The 18,636-nt window shown below is 50.1% G+C and carries 14 protein-coding genes; 11 read left to right on the forward strand and 3 right to left on the reverse strand.

The window, feature by feature from the left end:
- Positions 1–6 precede the first annotated feature (6 nt).
- From JNE38_RS14260 to JNE38_RS14275, 4 genes are all read left to right on the forward strand, one after another.
- Positions 7–1,392: an ABC transporter substrate-binding protein gene (locus JNE38_RS14260; protein WP_203357147.1), complete on the forward strand. Its 1,386-nt coding sequence runs from the start codon at positions 7–9 to the stop codon at positions 1,390–1,392.
- Positions 1,393–1,399: 7 nt separating this feature from the next.
- On the forward strand, positions 1,400–2,257 hold the full coding sequence (locus tag JNE38_RS14265) for a carbohydrate ABC transporter permease (protein ID WP_203357148.1): 858 nt from the start codon (positions 1,400–1,402) through the stop codon (positions 2,255–2,257).
- A gap of 4 nt (positions 2,258–2,261) precedes the next feature.
- Positions 2,262–3,083, forward strand: coding sequence for a carbohydrate ABC transporter permease (locus tag JNE38_RS14270; RefSeq protein ID WP_203357149.1), 822 nt, complete (start codon positions 2,262–2,264; stop codon positions 3,081–3,083).
- A 250-nt stretch (positions 3,084–3,333) separates the two neighbouring features.
- Complete coding sequence (locus JNE38_RS14275) at positions 3,334–3,726, forward strand: winged helix-turn-helix transcriptional regulator (RefSeq protein WP_203357150.1); 393 nt, start codon at positions 3,334–3,336, stop codon at positions 3,724–3,726.
- A gap of 82 nt (positions 3,727–3,808) precedes the next feature.
- Here JNE38_RS14275 and JNE38_RS14280 read toward each other — a convergent pair whose 3' ends face one another.
- From JNE38_RS14280 to JNE38_RS14290, 3 genes are all read right to left on the reverse strand, one after another.
- On the reverse strand, positions 3,809–4,876 hold the full coding sequence (locus JNE38_RS14280) for an SDR family oxidoreductase (protein WP_203357151.1): 1,068 nt from the start codon (positions 4,874–4,876) through the stop codon (positions 3,809–3,811).
- Between the two features lie 123 nt (positions 4,877–4,999).
- Entirely contained in the window at positions 5,000–5,680 is a 681-nt protein-coding gene (locus tag JNE38_RS14285) for a YjjG family noncanonical pyrimidine nucleotidase (RefSeq protein ID WP_203357152.1), read from the reverse strand.
- Positions 5,681–5,998: 318 nt separating this feature from the next.
- Positions 5,999–6,904 carry a glutamate biosynthesis transcriptional regulator GltC gene (locus tag JNE38_RS14290; RefSeq protein WP_203357153.1) on the reverse strand — a complete coding sequence of 302 codons (906 nt, stop codon included), beginning with the start codon at positions 6,902–6,904 and terminating at the stop codon, positions 5,999–6,001.
- 123 nt (positions 6,905–7,027) lie between these two features.
- On the opposite strand from JNE38_RS14290, the gene gltB reads away from it, so the two are divergent.
- From gltB to JNE38_RS14325, 7 genes are all read left to right on the forward strand, one after another.
- A complete protein-coding gene (gltB, locus tag JNE38_RS14295) occupies positions 7,028–11,641 on the forward strand; it encodes a glutamate synthase large subunit (RefSeq protein ID WP_203357154.1) in 4,614 nt (1,537 codons plus the stop codon).
- A 260-nt stretch (positions 11,642–11,901) separates the two neighbouring features.
- The gene (locus JNE38_RS14300) at positions 11,902–12,459 is read left to right on the forward strand and encodes an NUDIX hydrolase (protein WP_203357155.1); all 558 of its coding nucleotides are present in this window, start codon (positions 11,902–11,904) and stop codon (positions 12,457–12,459) included.
- 419 nt (positions 12,460–12,878) lie between these two features.
- Positions 12,879–13,847, forward strand: coding sequence for an ROK family protein (locus JNE38_RS14305; RefSeq protein ID WP_203357156.1), 969 nt, complete (start codon positions 12,879–12,881; stop codon positions 13,845–13,847).
- A 123-nt stretch (positions 13,848–13,970) separates the two neighbouring features.
- Positions 13,971–15,029, forward strand: coding sequence for a Gfo/Idh/MocA family protein (locus JNE38_RS14310; protein WP_203357157.1), 1,059 nt, complete (start codon positions 13,971–13,973; stop codon positions 15,027–15,029).
- A gap of 76 nt (positions 15,030–15,105) precedes the next feature.
- Positions 15,106–16,713: a glutathione ABC transporter substrate-binding protein gene (locus tag JNE38_RS14315; protein WP_203357158.1), complete on the forward strand. Its 1,608-nt coding sequence runs from the start codon at positions 15,106–15,108 to the stop codon at positions 16,711–16,713.
- A gap of 69 nt (positions 16,714–16,782) precedes the next feature.
- Positions 16,783–17,706 carry an ABC transporter permease subunit gene (locus tag JNE38_RS14320; RefSeq protein WP_203357159.1) on the forward strand — a complete coding sequence of 308 codons (924 nt, stop codon included), beginning with the start codon at positions 16,783–16,785 and terminating at the stop codon, positions 17,704–17,706.
- Positions 17,707–17,726: 20 nt separating this feature from the next.
- Positions 17,727–18,620 carry an ABC transporter permease subunit gene (locus JNE38_RS14325; RefSeq protein WP_203357160.1) on the forward strand — a complete coding sequence of 298 codons (894 nt, stop codon included), beginning with the start codon at positions 17,727–17,729 and terminating at the stop codon, positions 18,618–18,620.
- Positions 18,621–18,636: the final 16 nt, after the last annotated feature.

Raw genomic sequence — 18,636 nt, forward strand, 5'->3', positions numbered from 1 at the left:
CGCGAGATGAAGGTGCAGCAAAAATGGTTGTCCATGATCGTGACAGCGGGTTTGGTAGCGGCAATGAGCGGATGTACGACATCGAGCACGCAGACACCAAGCCAGACGCCAGCTGGAGGGAACGGCGGAGGCACGACAAAAGCTGAAAAACAGACGGTGACGATGCTCTACTGGCCAGGACCGGAAAGCGATGCCATGCAAAAAGTAGTTGATCACTACAATCAGTCAAAGGGGACAGAGGATGGCGTGGAAGTCAAAATGGCACCCGCCCCGCGTGAAGGCTTTTGGGAAAAGGAATCTGCGATGATGGGTGCAGACAATAAGGACATCGATGTGTACTTTACGGCCAGCTACAAAATCGGGGAGCACAAGAATGATTTGCTGCCCCTGGATGACAAGCTGGGAGACAGTCTCAAGCTGTATATCGGAACGACGATCGACTCATTGAAAAATGGGGGACAGACGTACGCGATCCCGACAGATGTATCCAATCATTTTATGTATTATCGGAAAGACTTGATCGACCAATTGCTCACGGATGCGGCATGGCAGGCAACCTATAAGGAAGTGAGCAAGAAAATCGTGGGCAAAGAACTCACTCCGAAGAAACCGGAGGAATGGAACTGGGATGACTTCACGGCGACAGCTGCTTTCTTTACCCAGAGCGTAAATCCTGGCTCGCCGACACAATACGGAACGGCGCTGCAAGCGAAAAACCTGATCTACAACGTCATGATCTGGGATGATGTCCTCTACTCCATGGGAGGCACCTGGTACACGAGTGATGGCAAAGCAAATTTCGATACGGCCGAGACGAAGCGAGCGCTCGACATCTATGCCAATCTCACGAAAAACGGGATCTCGCCGGCGACTGCATCGACCTTTGAATATCCAGAGACGAATCAATCCTTTCAAACCGGCAAAACGGCGATGATCCTGCAATGGAGCGCAGCGTATCACGAACTGACCGATCAGAGCAAGAGCGGACTCATTTTTGACAAAGTAGGAATCGCTCCCATCCCTGGCGACAAACACGCGACACATGTTCATTCGCTCGGTGTGGGCATCAACAAGCATTCCGAGAAACAGGAAGCTTCGTTGAAATGGTTGAAGTATTTGGCTACGTCAGAAGCCATGAAGACGTACGCGGAAAACGGAGGGATCCCGCCGGTAGCGGACGTCCTCAAGGGCATGAAGGAACAACGTCCAGAATTCCCTTACATCGCGGAGCATGTCGATCAATATGGCTATGTCGTAGATACCAGCGACAAAGTCTTTCCGATACTCGAAGTACTCGCCAAGCATTTTTCAGCAGTGTGGGCCGGGCAAGCCGATGCGGATGAGGCTGCGAAAAAGGCGCAGGCAGAAGTCACCACGCTTTTAGGGAAGTAGACGATCCGTGCAGCATGCAAGAAACCAAGCCCTGTGGATGATGACTCCTTTGGCAGTGGTGGTGATCGCGCTGGTCGCGTTCCCCACCCTGTACGCTTACTTTGTGAGCGTGCATGATGCCCGGCTGTCAGGAGAGTCTGCGTCTTTTCTTGGGCTGAACAACTATGCATCAATGCTGACCAACCCTTCCTTCTACGGTTCGATTTATTACAGTGCCAAATTCGCATTATTCGCGACCGCAGCAGAGCTGGTAGTAGGGATCTGTCTCGCCGTCTTGTTCAATCGTAAGTTTCGGGGAAAAGGCATATTCACCAGCCTGCTCCTTCTCCCTTTGATGGTGGCTCCATCTTTGTTCGCTCTCATTTTTCGGCTCATGCTAAATGAATTCGTAGGAATCGTTCCTTATTATCTGAATCTGTGGGGGATCACGGTCAATCCGTTCGATCCGGCATGGGTCAATGTTACGTTGGTCGCGATCGATGCGATGCAATGGATCCCGTTTGTTTTCATCATCGTGTATGCCGGGCTGACGACGATTCCTGAGGAACTGTACGAAGCAGCCAGGGTGGATGGAGCCAATCCCATTCAGAGCTTTTTTCGAATTACACTCCCCCTCTTGGTTCCGACCCTCACGATCGTGGCCTTCCTTCGTGCCATCGATTCGTTCAAGATCTACGACATGATCTACGTCCTGACGAATGGAGGACCGGGTGAGCTGACTACGAGTGTGAGCCTGTTCATCTACAAGAAGGCCTTTTTGGAAGGAAATATAGGAGAGGCGACTGCTGCAAGTGTCCTGCTGACTTTCTTACTTGCCCCAGTGCTCGCGTTGTCCATGAAGTTTATCGTGAGGAGGGGAGCTTAGCCAAATGAAAATGGCAAAGCAAATCGGATTTTGGCTGCTGCTCTCTTTCATCCTGCTCCTGTTTCTGTTTCCTCTGCTGCTTGATTTTCTGACTTCCCTAAAAACAGAAGGGGATGTGGCGTCGTTTCCGCCCAAGTGGGTGTTTTCACCGACCCTTGAGCATTACCACAACGTCTTTTCCGGGGCAGGATATCCATTTGCCCAATTTTTCTTGAACAGCTTTTTCATCGCAGCAGGCACGAGTGCCATTACGGTCATCGTTTGCATGCCCGCAGCTTACGCGATGGTACGGTATGGCGTTGGGTTACGAAAGTTTTTCTCGTTTATCGTCAGCTTGAAGCTGCTGCCACCCATTGTGTTTGCCATTCCGTACTTTGCCATGTACCAGTTTATCGGGTTGCTGGACACCAAGCTCGGCCTCATCTGGGTGGCTGTCATTATGAATGTTCCGCTTACCCTCATGCTGATGGTAGGGTTCATTCAAGAATTGCCGGTCGAGATCGAAGAAGCTGCCCTCATCGATGGGTGTTCTCCGGGGAGTATTCTGCTTCGCATTGTCTTCCCGCTGCTTGCCCCTGGCATCGCTGCAGCCGCGATTCTCACTTTTATCTTTACTTGGAATGAGTTTTTGTTTGTCCGCATCCTGAGTGACATGAACGCCATGACGACCACGGTGGGCTCTACCTTGTTCATACAGGCTTACGGCATTCGCTGGGGAGATATCGCAGCCGCCATTGCCTTGTCCGTATTACCGCCGTTGCTTTTCACATTCTTTGTGCAGCGGTATTTGGTGAAAGGATTGTCTATGGGAGCGGTAAAAGGGTAACCAGATCCATTACGACCTAGCGATAAAGGTCTGAAGGCTACGTCAAGCATGCTGGCGTAGCTGTTTGTATTTACAGATTTTTCAATGTTCTATAAGATGGATACGCTGGATAGGTTGCTTCTGGTGACAATGGCTTCATATGTGGAGAAGCAGGTGCCGATAGTTTACAAAATAAATGTTATGGTAACAAAAGGGGTAAAAACGTTGCTAACCAACCTTGAATCAGCAGGGAGAAAGGAGGACTTGGCCTGTGCAAGAACCAAAAAGAATCTACAACACCGCGGTTGAAGCGACATTAGAAGTGATCGGCGGCAAGTGGAAGCCGCTTATTTTGTTTCACCTCACGTTGGGCAAAAAGCGTAACGGAGAGCTGATGAGCTTGATGCCCGCTGTTACGCAAAAAGTGCTGACCCAGCAGCTGCGGGAGCTGGAGGAGGCGGGGATCGTCACAAGAATCACCTACAATCAAGTGCCGCCGAAAGTCGAATATGAACTGACAGAGTTCGGGTGGAGCCTCAAGGAGATTCTCCATCTCATGTGCAGATGGGGGGATATCTATATTGAACGGACGTATGGGAATCAAGCTGTCATCCTTCGCGTTCCTTCCCAACAAGATATGACCGCTTTGGATCCGGGAAGATGAAAATGGCGAGGAAGCCACACAAAAAAACCGATCATCTGCACGCTTGCAGTGATCGGTTTTTGCTGTTTGAGGAGATCGCTCATTACGGAATCAGCTTGCGTTGTCGAAAGTCATCAAAGATGCCGAAAAACATTTCTTCCGTATCGATGAAGTCGTGAAATCCAAAGCGGCGCGCTTTTGTGCCATCAGCGAAAAAGTCGTAATCCCAGGAGAAGACGAAATCCCCGAAGCGCCACGAAGAGATGTCCTTGTATGAAGTCTTGACCAAGCCGTGTTTCTCCACCATGGTATTCCAAAGCGGTTCCTTGTCCGTCATTACAGTCTCCAGAGACATCGGCAGGGGAGGAGCGACCTTCAGATCAAAATACTCCGCAATCTTAGGCCACATTTCATTCCAGCGGAAAAGATCGCCGTTCGTGATGTTAAACGCTTGATTGGCGCAACGCTCATCTGTCGCCGCCCAAACAGTCGCTCTGGCAAGCAGTCCTGCGTCGGTCATCTCGAGCAAGCTGCTGTACGCGCCGGGTTTTCCAGGGAAACGGAGTGGAAGGCCCAGCTCCTTGGAGATGGATGCATAGATGGCGATCACCATCGCGAGATTCATCGGATTGCCCAGTCCGAACCCACATACGACTGAAGGGCGCAGAGCCGACCACGTCCAGCGCTTGCCCAGCTGCTGCTGTTCCAGAAAGTTTTGCTGATCGACGTTAAACTCAGGCGGCATGTGGTAGGCGTCCGTCTCCTTCGCCGGTGTCTTAAACGGTCCGAGGTGAGCACCGTATACCTTGTAGCCTTGCATGAGGCTGATGTGCTGCAGTTTTGGAGCGATGGGCTCGATTGCATGGACGACATTTTCAAGCATCGCCATGTTTGGGGGAACCAGCTCTGCCCACGTCGGACGGTCTTGATAAGCGGCATAAAAAACATGAGTGACGTGCGTCAAGTTCTGCAGCTTCTCGTGTGTGTCTGCTTCCTCCAGCAAATCGACAGCGATATAGCGGACGCTTCCAGAAGCTTCTCCGCCCCGGCGTGACAAGCCGATGATTTCCCAATCGGGCAGCTGTGCGAGATAGTGGATCAAATTGCTTCCGATGACGCCATTGGCTCCTACAACTAGAGCGACTTTGCGGCTCTGTTCATTGTTTCTCATGGATTTCTCTCCCTCTGCTTTTGGTCTCAACGTCATTTTGCGCCAAGCAGAGGGGAGTGAAAAGTACGCACTTTGAAGTCATATAGGTACTTGCAGGTAATGATGAAGGTCGGTGGGAGCCGCTTACAAATGGTCCAAGAGCTCCATCAGAGCATGAATTTCGTAGGTTGGCTGGATACCAAGCTTGTTTTCCTTTCGAAGCGGATTAAACCAGCAAGTGTCGATCCCGTAGTTGATGCCGCCCTGTATGTCGGAGGTTAACGAATCTCCGACGATCAACAACTTGGATTTATCCGTCATTTGCAGCTGGGTAAATACGTAATCAAATATTCCTTTATCAGGCTTCTGGAACCCGGCTTCCTCGGAAGTAACCAGGCACTCAAAGGAATTGCACAATGGCGAACCGCCGATTCTTGCTTTTTGTACGGCGTCAAAACCGTTTGTGATAATCACCAGTCGATAGCCCGTGAGCTGACTGCACAGCTCGACCGCGCCTTCTGTCAGATGGACTTCTTTGCCTAAATTCGAGAGGTAGTCGCGGTTAAATGCGGCTCCGTCGATAGAAAGGCCCAGTGCGCGAAATAAGCGCGTAAACCTTTGCTCGCCCAGCTCGGGCAGAGTGGTGCGGCCTTGCTCTAGCTCTTTCCAAAGCCCACCGCTGATCTCTTTGTAAATCGGTAAGTATTCCACCTGTGGGGTGGATATTCCGTAGGTTTGAAACGTCTTATGCAATGCTTCTTTTTCCGTCATGCCGAAATCGAATAATGTGTCGTCTACATCGAATAAAATAACCTCGTATTTCATTTTTGCCTCCGTTATTCTTCGCTGGTGATTCCGTATCTCGCTAGGGCTTTTGCCGACGTTTCCCACATCCGCACGCATTGTGTTTTCGGATGCGTGATGCGGTACGTGTCCATTTCATCATTATACGCTACTTCTTTATCAAAACAGGAAAAAGCATACTAAATTCTCGATCATTCTGTTTAGTAGGTCGGATGTCTTGATCCGTGGTGCTCCATTCCATGAAATCCATAGCAGGAAATCGATCCACGTCTATAAGAAAACGCGAAGCGAAGCAACAAAAAAGCACAGCATGCAATGGCAGGCTGTGCTTTTCCCATTCTATCCGCTATATCGACCCAAACGATGAAAGAATTCCTTGAGGAAGTCGTAAAAGAGCTTTTCCGATGGCGGCAGCTCGCGGTTTTTCGGGATGATGATGCCTACGGTTCGGGTGACGTTTGGCTCCGTGATCCTCATTTTGACAGTCTCCCGTGGGATGTTGTCAGCAAGTGTCAGCTCCGGCAACAGCGTGACTCCTAAACCTGCAGCCACCAGACCTTTGATCGCGTCGATATCTTCCCCTTCAAAAGCCACTTTCGGTTCAAAACCCATCTGGGCGCAGGCGTTTACGGCGATGCTCCGAAGAATGAAGCCCGGGGGGAACAAGACAAACGTATCCTGCATGAGTTCATTGAGGCGCAAGTTTCTGTTCTTGGCCAGCGGGTGTTTTGCAGGCAAAAGGGCGACGATCTCTTCTGCGAAAAAGATGTGGCTCTGCACGCTTTTTTCCTGGGTCGGCACTGGACCGAGAAAGGCGATGTCGAGCTCGCCCTTGATGACGGAATCGATCAGTGGCAAATAGGCGCCCTGGCGCAGCTGAAATCCGATGTCCGGATAGCGCGAGCGAAATGCGGAAATGACTCCCGGCAGTGGATTGGCGGCAAGGCTGCTGGTAAACCCGACACGAATCGTCCCGCGTTCAGGGTCGAGGATCTCGTTGATTTTCTTTTTCGCTTTATCGATTTCTGCCAGTGATAATTCAGCGTGCTGCAAAAAGATTCTGCCAATGTTTGTCAGCTTGACGTTGCGTCCCTCACGGATAAAAAGAGAGACACCCAATTCCTTTTCCAGGATGGCAATATGCCGGCTGAGCGCGGATTGGGCGACGTGAAGGGAGTGGGCAGCCTCGGTGTAGTGCTCCCTTTTGGCCACTTCGATGAAGTACTGGAGCTGTCTAAAATCCATTTTTCTCTCCTCAAAACACGACTTATCTCATTTTGAGATCATTTTAACACTAATTATATATTGTTCAAATAATTTGCTCAATCTAAAATAAGTCGTAACAGAGAGAGTAAGGAGTGGAGAAAAATGAACATGCGAGGATTGCCTACCAAACAGGGTCTCTATGATCCGATGTTCGAACATGATGCTTGCGGGATCGGTTTTATCGCCAACCTGAAAAATAAAGCAAATCACGAAATGGTGAGAAAAGGGTTGGAAATCCTCTGTCATCTGGAGCACCGCGGCGGCCAGGGCAGCGACCCGGAGACAGGCGACGGAGCGGGAATTTTGACAGGCATTCCGCACGCGTTCTTTAAAAAGTCTAGTGAAGAGCTGGGCTTCAAGCTTCCCGCCCAAGGCAAATACGGTGTGGGCATGCTGTTTCTCCCGATGGACGAAGCTCTCCGAAATACGTACGAAAAGCAGCTGGAACAGATTATTCAAGGGGAAGGACAAAAGCTTCTCGGATGGAGAACGGTTCCGACCGATGCGACGAAAATCGGGAAGACAGCAAAGGCTAGTCAACCCTATGTCCGCCAGGTTTTCATCGGGGCAAGCTCGAGTGTGAAAGATCAGCTCGCTTTTGAGCGAAAATTATATATCATCCGAAAACAAATGGAGCAGGCAGCAGGGGAAGGGTTCTACGCAGCTTCGCTGTCCAGCCGAACCATCGTTTACAAGGGCTTGGTCACTCCTGAGCAACTGGATCAATTTTATACCGATCTGCAGGACGCTTCTTATGCTTCCGTCTTTTCGGTGGTTCACTCCCGTTTCAGCACCAATACCTTCCCGACGTGGGAGCGCGCCCATCCGAACCGTTACCTGATTCACAATGGCGAAATCAATACGCTGCAGGGCAATATCAACTGGATGCGTGCACGTGAGCAGATGTTCCAGTCTGACGTCTTTGGTGCCGATTTGCAAAAAGTAGTGCCCGTCATTGATCTGGAGGGCAGCGACTCGGCGATTCTCGACAACTGCGTGGAGTTTTTCGCCCTGGCAGGTCGCTCGTTGCCGCACGCTGCCATGATGCTGATTCCGGAGCCATGGGATCAGGATGCAAACATGGAGGCCTCCAAAAAAGCCTTCTACGAATACCATAGCACTCTGATGGAGCCATGGGATGGGCCGACTGCGATTTCCTTTACCGATGGCAAGCAAATCGGCGCGATCCTCGACCGAAACGGCCTACGTCCCGCCCGTTATTACATTACCTCTGATCATACTATTATTTTCTCCTCTGAGGTAGGGGTGCTGGAGGTTCCAGATGAAAAGATTGTCCAAAAAGGGCGACTCAGTCCTGGAAAAATGCTGCTCGTCGATTTGGAAGAGGGAAGAATTGTCTCCGACGAAGAGATCAAACAGCAGGTTGCGAATGAACAACCGTACAGCAAGTGGGTTCAGACCAACCTCGTGACGATCTCCTCCCTGCCGAAAGCGGTAACCGCTCAGCGGATTTCGGGCGACAAGCTGCTGGCACATCAAAAGGCATTTGGCTATACGCAGGAGGAGCTGTCCAAAGTATTGACGCCGATGGTCGCAGAGAAAAAAGACCCGATCGGTTCCATGGGCATCGATACGCCGCTCGCGGTTTTGTCTGATCGTCCGCAGCTTTTGTACAACTACTTCAAGCAATCGTTTGCGCAAGTCACCAATCCGCCGATTGATGCACTGCGTGAAGCGTGTGTGACCTCTACGCTTTCTTATTTGGGAGCGGAAGGAAATCTGCTGGCGCCGGATGCAAGCAGCTGCCGACGCATTCGACTAGGCTCGCCGCTCCTTTCCAATGAAGAATTGGCGAAGCTGGCGAACAACCCTCACGTGGAATTCATGGCCAAAACGTTGCCGATCCTGTTCCCTGCAAATGGAGGGGCAGCTGAACTGGAAAAAGCACTGGATGACTTGTTCGCCGCTGCTGACCAAGCGATCACAGACGGTAATACGCTCTTGATCCTGTCTGACCGTGGCATGAATGAACAGTTGGCGGCTATTCCGGCATTGCTCGCAGGAAGTGGACTTCATCACCATTTGGTCGGCAAAGGAACGCGCACAAAAGCGAGCATCATCATCGAATCCGGCGAACCGCGTGATGTCCACCAGTTTGCGATGCTGATCGGCTACGGGGTAGACGCAGTGAATCCTTATGTTGCGATTGATTCGTTGCTGGAGCTGGCGGCTTCCCAAAAAGCCAACGGCGTCAATAGTGCGGATGCGGTAGAGATCTACCTGCGCTCAGCGACTGAAGGCGTCGTGAAGGTCATGTCCAAAATGGGGATCTCCACCGTTCAAAGCTATCGCGGCGCACAGATTTTCGAAGCCGTGGGGGTAGATTCTTCGGTAATCGATCGTTACTTCAGCCGTACCCCTTCCAAAATTGGCGGGATTACGTTGGAAGTGATCGCAAAGGAAGCTCTCATTCGCCATGCAAAAGCATTTTTGCCGGAACATTCCGAAGAATCTCTGGAGCCGGGAAGCGATTTCCAATTCCGCCGAGATGGAGAGTTCCATTTGTTCAATCCAAAGACCGTTCACGCTTTGCAAAAAGCTGTACGTGAAGGCAGCTACGAGCAGTATAAGCAGTACTCCGAAATGGCCAATGACCAGCAGTTCGCTTTCCTGCGTCACTTGCTGGACTTCAAATCGGACCGCAAGCCTGTGCCTCTGAACGAGGTTGAATCCGTCGATTCGATCGTTCACCGCTTTAAAACGGGTGCAATGTCGTACGGATCCCTGAGCAAGGAAGCGCACGAGACGCTTGCGATCGCCATGAACCGACTGGGTGCGAAAAGCAACAGCGGGGAGGGTGGAGAAGATCCGCAGCGCTACGTGACAGATGAAAACGGGGATTTGCGCCGCAGTGCGATCAAGCAGGTAGCATCGGGACGCTTTGGAGTCTCCAGTCACTATCTGGTCAATGCCAGTGAGATCCAAATTAAGATGGCGCAAGGTGCGAAGCCGGGTGAAGGTGGTCAGCTACCTGGAAACAAGGTGTATCCATGGATTGCCGAAGTACGGAAATCCACACCAGGTGTAGGCCTGATTTCTCCGCCTCCGCATCACGACATTTATTCCATTGAGGATCTCGCGCAGCTGATCTTCGACCTGAAAAATGCAAATCCGCGTGCACGCATCAGCGTGAAGCTCGTATCCAAAGCTGGCGTCGGGACGATTGCAGCTGGTGTGGCAAAAGGTCTGGCAGACGTGATCGTCATCAGCGGTCATGACGGCGGTACGGGTGCCTCACCGAAAAGCAGCATCAAACATGCCGGCTTGCCGTGGGAGCTCGGTCTGGCGGAGACCCATCAGACACTGATGCTCAATCAATTGCGCGACCGCGTCGTGTTGGAAACCGACGGGAAAATGATGACCGGACGTGATGTCATCATCGCAGCTCTGCTCGGAGCTGAGGAATTTGGCTTCGCGACAGCACCGCTCGTGTCCATCGGCTGTGTCATGGCTCGCGTCTGCCATCTCGATACGTGCCCAGTCGGGGTAGCGACGCAAAATCCGGATCTGCGCAAGAAGTTCAAAGGAGATCCGCAGCACGCCGTCAACTTTATGCGCTTCGTAGCGCGTGAAGTGCGTGAAATCATGGCAGAGCTTGGCTTCCGTACCTTCGAGGACCTGATTGGCCAAAGCCAGCTTTTGACGATGAACGAAAAAGCCAAGTCGCACTGGAAAGCCCAGCACGTCGATCTGTCTGCACTCCTGTTCCAGCCAGAGGTATCGGCAGAAGTAGGCAGATTTCACCAGAGGGCGCAAGATCACAAGCTGGATGCGACCATGGACCGCAAGCAGCTCCTGGGGCTCGCCAAGCCAGCGCTGGAAAAGCAGATTCCTGTTGAAATCAATTTGCCGATCAACAATACACACCGCGTAGTCGGTACCATCCTGGGCAGTGAAGTGACGCGACGATATGGCGAGCACGGCTTGCCGGAAGATACGATCCGTTTGCAGTTCACTGGATCTGCGGGTCAAAGCTTTGGTGCTTTCGTACCGCGCGGCATGACCATGAAGCTCGAAGGAGACGCCAACGACTATGTAGGAAAAGGATTGTCAGGCGGCAAGATCGCGGTATATCCTTCCGCGAAAGTGACCTATGCGCCAGAAAAGAACATGATCATCGGGAACGTGGCCTTCTATGGAGCGACATCCGGCGAAGCCTATATCTCCGGCATGGCGGGCGAGCGCTTCTGCGTCAGAAACAGCGGCATGACAGCCGTCGTCGAGGGAGTAGGCAATCACGGTTGCGAGTACATGACAGGAGGACGTGTCGTAGTTCTCGGACAGGTCGGGAAAAACTTCGCAGCAGGGATGTCCGGCGGTACGGCATACGTCTTGGCTGAAGATAAAGCTGCCTTTGCTGAATTTTGCAATCAAGAGATGGTGCTTCTGGAAGACTTGCAGGATGAGCGCGAAATCGCGGACGTGAAAAAGCTTTTGGAAAATCACGTTGCGGCTACAGGCAGCAAGCACGCCCAAACGCTGCTCAACGAGTGGGAACAGACCATTACGAAATTCGTGAAAGTCATTCCAAAAGACTACAAGCACATCGTTCTGACCATGGAAGAGCTGCTGCAATCCGGCATGAAACGCAGCGATGCCATCCTGGCAGCATTTGAGATCAGCCAGCAAAAGCATGCTGAAAAAGCGCCAAAAGCCAAAACAGAAGAGCAAGTAGCCGCTTCCGTAGGGAAGTGATGAAAGAGGCCGATCTCTCGCCTGTAATGGCGGGGATCGGCATTTTGCAGGATGGAAGATGGAAGATGGGGAAATCTATCCGGCGAGAAGTTAAACGATCGTTTAATAATTGTGAAACAATCGTTTTACGCCTAGGGCTGTAAGAATGAACAATGCCCTTGCTCACAACGTACACTTTCCCCATTCCTTTCCTACGTAACGATCTGCTATCATTTGCTTGGGGAAAAACAGATGCGTCGTACAAGGATGGATGACTTAAGATGGCAGTGAATTATTGTGTAGCATGTGGGCATTCCATGGAATCGCGGACAATCGATGGCATTGAGCGCAAAGTATGTCCATCCTGCGGGAATGTGCACTGGGGAAATTACAGCATTGGGGTAGGAGCACTCGTCTTCAAGGACGAGAAAATGCTGCTCGTACGCCGCGCACAAGAGCCGGGAAAAGGGAAGTGGACCAATCCTGGCGGGTACATCGAGCAGCACGAGCCAATTGAACAAACGATCGTCCGCGAGGTATTGGAAGAAACGGGCGTACAGGCAGAGGTAAAAGGCATAGTGGCTCTGCGCGATCAGCCGCGAAGCATCCACAACGTATATATTGCGTTTCAGATGGAATACGTGGGGGGAGAGCCTGTGCCAGATGAAGTGGAAGTGGATCGGGCAGGCTTTTTCTCGCTGGAGGAAATGGAGGGGATGGAGCTGGCGAGTTTTACCAGATGGCTCCTCGATGTTGCGCTGAATGTAAAGAATGAGGGACTTGTCATCGACTCCAAAGCGGTGGAACAAGGCAATGGGGACGTGTATTTCAGAGTGTAGAGGAAGCTGTGGATTCGAGGAAAAGCTCGGCCAATTGAGATGGCTGGGCTTTTCTTTTTGGCTCTGTTTTGTGATTGGAAATAAGATCCATGTATAAAATCCTGACTATTGTACAAACTGATAATAGATACGAAATTTGCAGATGTGTTTCCTATGAACCGAGGGCTGGTTAAGCCATACTTACATTGTTAGGACATTTGGTTTCGTTCGTAACCCGTAATTCTTACATGGATTACGGGTATATTTGATGTATCAAAGAATCATCGCGGATCGTGCTTCTCTTGGCCTTCCAACGAGAAATAATATTCAGAAAAATCTGGACGAAAAACAATCGATATGCTACTAATTAAGAAGAGTAACTTTATAAAACCAGTGGAGAAAGTAATTTTGTTTCTGCGATTCATAAGGAGGGGGAGGCAGTGAATGAAAACGAGTACGCAATTGGGTTGGACTTGGGCGGAACGAAAATTCTTGCTGGATTGGTAGACAGTGAAGGACGGGTAGTTAGCCAAAAGCAACTGCCGACTTCTTCGGAAGATGGTGAGAAAGCGGTAATAAGTCGGGTATTGGCCGCTATCGAAGCCGTGATGCTAGAAGTGAGCGTGGATCGCAATCAGATACGTGGTGTGGGGATCGCTTCGGCAGGGGTCATAGACAGCGCGAAAAAAGAGGTGATTTTTGCGAGCAACCTCGGCTGGCGCGACGTTCCGATCGGCAATCTGATTCAGGAAAGATTCGATTTACCTGCCAGCCTGATGAATGACGCGAATGCGTCGGCAGTAGCAGAGTGGATGTGGGGAGCAGGCAAAGGAACGCAAAATATGATTTACGTTACGGTAAGCACAGGGGTGGGAGCGGGGATCATCTGTAATGGCCGCCTGCTCTTGGGTCATGATGGCAGTGCAGGAGAATTTGGGCACATTTCGATTGATTGGAATGGTCCGATCTGCAGCTGCGGGAATAGGGGGTGCCTCGAGAATTATGCTTCCGGTACTGCTATCGAAAATGTGGCACGTGCCAGAATGGTAAGTAAGGAGTCGTCCCTTTCCGGAAGTCTATCGGAAGGCGAAAGTCTAACAGCTAAACAAATTGGAGAGGCTGCGCTGCAGGGAGATCCGTTTTCGATCGACATTTTGAAGCAAGCGGGTTTTTACTTGGGGATCGGCGCTACGAGTCTCATTCATTTATTTAATCCGGAAATGATCGTGTTCGGCGGAGGTGTGATGAATGCGGCACCTGTCATTTTGGAGGAGATTGAAAAAAGCCTGAAAGAGCGCTGCATACCAGGTTTGGCGAGCCAAGTTCGCGTGGAGCTAAATCAATTAGGGATAGAATCGGGCGTCATGGGAGCGGCTGGCCTGTTATTTTCTGAAGAGAGAAAAGGTTAGAAAATTTTAAATATTATCGTCAACTTCATGTTGCAAAGGTTATGAAAATTCTGTATCATCTATTTAATAACTCCAGTGGAAAAATTAAAAGATCAATTAAGTCACAATCATAGGGGGCAAAACGTGAAAAAAGTAAAGGTCGCGGTTATTGGTGCAGGCTCCATTTCAGACATGCATATGCAATCGTACCAAAATAATGACAGGGCAGAGCTGTATGCCGTAGTAGATTTCAACGAGGAACGAGCAAAGGAGAAGGCACAAAAGTTCGAGGCAAGAACGTTTTACAGCAGCTTGGAAGATGTATTTGCGAACGAAGAAATAGATGCAGTAAGTATTTGCACCTGGAACAACACACATGCAGAGATTTCGATCGCCGCTTTGAATGCAGGCAAACACGTTCTGGTCGAAAAGCCGCTGTCCACATCGGTTGAAAGTGCACTTCAGATCGAGGAGGCAGTAAAACGGAGCGGCAAGGTTCTGCAAGTTGGATTTGTCCGAAGATACGACACGAATGCTCAGCTCTTGAAGCAGTTCATCGATGCGGGAGAGCTCGGGGATATCTACTACGCCAAGGCTTCCTGCTTGCGTCGATTGGGAAATCCAGGCGGATGGTTTGCTGATAAGGAAAGATCCGGGGGCGGCCCGTTAATCGACCTGGGCGTGCATGTGATCGATCTCTGCTGGTACCTGATGGGGTGTCCAAAGGTGAAGACAGTCAGCGGCAATACATATAACAAGCTGGGCAATCGCGCCAACGTCAAGAATCTTTCCTTCTACAAGGCAGCTGATTACGATCCGGAAAAAAACACGGTAGAAGATCTGGCCAATGCGATCATTCGTTTTGAGAACGGGGCATCGCTCATGGTAGACGTAAGCTATACGCTCCACTCGAAAAAGGAAGAGCTGTCTGTCAAGCTTTACGGCGACAAAGGCGGTGCCGAAGTAGAGCCGCAGCTTTCCATCGTTACGGAAAAACACGATACGATCCTGAATGTCAGTCCGCAGATGGATAAATTATCGTTTGATTTTAAACAAGGCTTTCAAAATGAAATCGACCACTTTATCTCCAGCGTTCTTGGTGAGAAAGAGACTCTCAGTCCTGTGCAAGATGGCGTAGAGATGATGAAAATTCTCTGCGGGATTTACGAATCGGCGCAACAAGGACGCGAAATCGAATATTGAGCTAGGCTATTCGAAGTATACCTTGGGACATCCAGATTTCATCTATCAGATAAAAATTGTAAGGGGGAAAAGGGTCGTGAAAAAAGTGTCCTATTTTCGAGCTGCATCTGTCTTCCTTTTTTCAGTAGCTTTACTATTTGGGTGTTCCAGCGGTAACAGTCCTACGAGTTCGGGCAGCAGCAGTGGCGGCAATACTGCTCCAAGCACTTCCACTGCACAAGAGAAGCCGTCGACAAAGAAAGATGAGCTGGTGGTGGCGGTCAACGAGAACTTCATCACGATGGACCCGCAAAATACAGGGGACGCTTTGTCATCTGGAGTACAGACGTCGATGTACGAAGGCCTGATGATTTACGACAAGGATTTGAAGTTAATCCCCGGGCTTGCGACGGAATATTCAGCGAACCAGGATGCTACCGAATACACGTTTAAATTGCGTCAAAACGTTACGTTCCATGACGGTACCCCCTTTAATGCAGAAGCAGTCAAAATCAACTTTGACCGCATGAGCAACAAGGACAACAACCTGCGTGCCTATCGGAATTATAAGTATATCAAGAGCACAGAAGTCGTGGATGAATACACGGTAAAAGTGACACTGAACCAACCGTTTAGCGCCATGATCAACAAATTTACGACTGGAATCATCAGTCCGCAAGCTTTGCAGAAATACGGAAAAGACATTGCGAAGAATCCAGTAGGTACAGGGCCGTACAAATTTGTAGAGTGGGTCCAGGGTGACCATCTGTCGGTGGAGCTGAATCCTGATCACTGGAACAAGGGTGCAGCGAAGGTTGCCAAAATTACTTACAAACCCGTTCCAGAAAACGGTTCGCGAGTAGCGATGCTCAAAACAGGAGAGGCGGACGTCATCTATCCTCTGCCTGAACAGCAAGTGGAGACTTTGAGTGGAGCAGAAGGCGTCAAAGTGGAGCGCACGCCATCGACGATTACCCGTTACGTTTCCATCAATATGGTGAAAAAGCCGTTTGACGACCCTCGCGTAAGACAAGCGATTAACTATGCAGTAGACAAGAATGCGTTCATCAAAGTAGTGAAAGCAGGCTATGGAGCGAAGCTGGAATCTGTCATGTCGCCAACGATCGCTCACTACGCCAAGCAAGGTGAGTATGAGTACAACGTGGAAAAAGCGAAGCAACTGCTCAAAGAAGCTGGCTACGAAAACGGCTTTACTACAGAAATCTGGGGCAATACCAACTCGGATACGATGAAAGGCATGCAGTTCATCCAACAGCAGCTGCAAAAGGTCGGCATCACGGTAGAAGTGAAATCGATGGAAGAAGCTACCCTGTCTGACGAAATCTACAACATCAAATCTCCAGAAGAAGCAAAAATGCAAATGTGGTACGTAAGCTGGTCTTCTGCAGACCCCGATAATGCTATGCGCTCCTTGTTCAGCAGCGAGAACTTCCCGCCAGCTGGAGCCAACACGGCTTTCTACAAAAATGATCTGGTAGATAAGAGCATCAAGGAAGCGACACAATCTTCTGACCAAGCGAAGCAAAAAGAACTGTACGGAATCGTACAAGAAAATGTATTTAAGGAAGCTCCATGGATTTTCCTCGCTGTCGATGAAATCTTGTATGGAAAACGCAGCAACGTAGAGGGTGTTTACATCACGCCAAGCGGCGGCATCTACGTCAGAGAAGCCGAAATTAAATAAATGGAGAAGTGGCGTTGGGTCATTGCCTGTTGCCCAACGCCCTTTTCCACATTTAGGAGGAACCGATATATGTTCCGTTATATCGTGAAGAGGCTTATCGGGATCATTCCGATCATTTTCATCGTGTCATTGCTCATCTTCTTTTTCATTCACTTGGTTCCAGGTGATCCTGTGCGTTTAGCTGCTGGAAAAGAGGCGACACTGGAGGAAATCACACGTGTTCGTCAGGAATTGGGTTTAGATAAACCGTTGGCGGTGCAATACGCCAACTACATGAAAAACTTGTTCACGGGTAATTTGGGCCATTCGTTAAAGACAGGTCTTCCGATTAGCGATATGTTCGAAAATCGGTACGAGATATCGTTGAAATTGACATTTATGAGTTTAGGCTGGGCGCTTGTTCTGGGGCTGCTGATCGGCACCATCTCTGCTGTGTTCCGCAATAAATGGCCCGATTTTTTAGGGATGCTTGCGGCAATTTCAGGCATTTCCTTACCCGGATTCTGGCTGGGACTCATTCTCATACAGGTGTTTTCCGTTCAGCTCGGATGGTTTCCAACAGGAGGGACCGATAGCTGGAAAAGCTATGTTCTACCTTCCATTACGCTTGGCGCAGGAATCATGTCGATGCTTGCCCGCTTCACTAGATCCTCTCTGCTAGAAACCTTGAAAGAAGACTTTATTCGGACAGGACGAGCAAAGGGCTTAAAGGAATCCGTAGTGGTACGCAAGCATGCGCTGAAAAATTCAATGATTCCAGTCGTCACCATAGCGGGCTTACAATTCGGATTTTTGCTTGGAGGCTCAGTTGTTGTGGAGACCGTGTTCAGTATTCCGGGGATGGGGCGACTTCTGATTGACTCGATTGCCTTCCGCGACTATCCCGTTGTGCAAGCGGTGATTCTGCTGTTCTCGCTGGAATTCATTTTGGTGAATCTCCTGGTGGATATTTTATACAAAGCTCTCAATCCGAAAATTCGCTTTGATAGCTAACCAAAAGGGGGGAGACATTCATGGAAGCTGTGAAAGAAGTAAGTCAAGTCTCTTTGGTTTCCGAGGAAAAGAGGAGCTCGAGGATTAGCGAGTTTTGGACAAAGTGGAAGAAACAAAAGACCGCATTTTGGGCCGGTTTTTTCATCATCATCCTGCTTCTTGTCGCAATATTCGGACCTCTCATAGCTCCGTATGATCCGTATGAGCCAGATTATGATGCGATTTTGCAAACCCCTTCCAAAGCACATTGGGCAGGTACGGACGAATATGGCAGGGATATATTGAGCCGGATCATCGTAGGGGCAGGCATTTCGCTCAGTGTCAGCTTCACCTCAGTCTTGGTGGGAGCCGTGATCGGGACGATTTTGGGATTGTGCAGCGGTTATTACGGAGGCTGGCTGGATCGCCTCATCATGAGATCCAGCGACGTGATGTTTGCCTTTCCAGATCTCCTTTTGGCGATTGCGATTGTCGCGATTTTGGGGCCAGGCTTAACGAATGTAGTGGTTGCCGTAGCCGTATTCAGCATCCCTTCCTTTGCTCGTTTGATTCGAGGGAACACACTGGCTGCAAAGGAAGCGGTATTTGTAGAGGTGGCGAGATCCATGGGTGCCAGAAGCAGCCGGATCATTTTTCGTCACATTTTTCCGGAAACCGTCTCAAGCATGATCGTTTTCTTTTCCTTACGTATCGGAACGTCTATCCTGGCAGCATCCAGCTTAAGCTTTCTCGGTCTGGGAGCAAAGCCTGAGAGTCCAGACTGGGGAGCGATGCTGAGCATGGGGCGAGATTACTTGGACACCGCGCCGCACGTCGTGATGATCCCCGGTTTGGTCATCTTCTTGTCGGTGCTGGCGTTCAATCTGATCGGCGATGGCTTGCGAGATATTCTGGACCCGAAAACGAAGAATTAATCGAGGGAGTTGGGGC

This window comes from Brevibacillus choshinensis (genome assembly GCF_016811915.1).
Taxonomy (GTDB): domain Bacteria; phylum Bacillota; class Bacilli; order Brevibacillales; family Brevibacillaceae; genus Brevibacillus; species Brevibacillus choshinensis_A.

Coding starts and splice junctions, on each gene's coding strand:
- JNE38_RS14260 (WP_203357147.1), top strand. CDS start 7: ATGAAGGTGCAGCAAAAATGGTTGTCCATGATCGTGACAGCGGGTTTG.
- JNE38_RS14270 (WP_203357149.1), top strand. CDS start 2,262: ATGAAAATGGCAAAGCAAATCGGATTTTGGCTGCTGCTCTCTTTCATC.
- JNE38_RS14280 (WP_203357151.1), bottom strand. CDS start 4,876: ATGAGAAACAATGAACAGAGCCGCAAAGTCGCTCTAGTTGTAGGAGCC.
- JNE38_RS14285 (WP_203357152.1), bottom strand. CDS start 5,680: ATGAAATACGAGGTTATTTTATTCGATGTAGACGACACATTATTCGAT.
- JNE38_RS14290 (WP_203357153.1), bottom strand. CDS start 6,904: ATGGATTTTAGACAGCTCCAGTACTTCATCGAAGTGGCCAAAAGGGAG.
- gltB (WP_203357154.1), top strand. CDS start 7,028: ATGAACATGCGAGGATTGCCTACCAAACAGGGTCTCTATGATCCGATG.
- JNE38_RS14300 (WP_203357155.1), top strand. CDS start 11,902: ATGGCAGTGAATTATTGTGTAGCATGTGGGCATTCCATGGAATCGCGG.
- JNE38_RS14320 (WP_203357159.1), top strand. CDS start 16,783: ATGTTCCGTTATATCGTGAAGAGGCTTATCGGGATCATTCCGATCATT.
- JNE38_RS14325 (WP_203357160.1), top strand. CDS start 17,727: ATGGAAGCTGTGAAAGAAGTAAGTCAAGTCTCTTTGGTTTCCGAGGAA.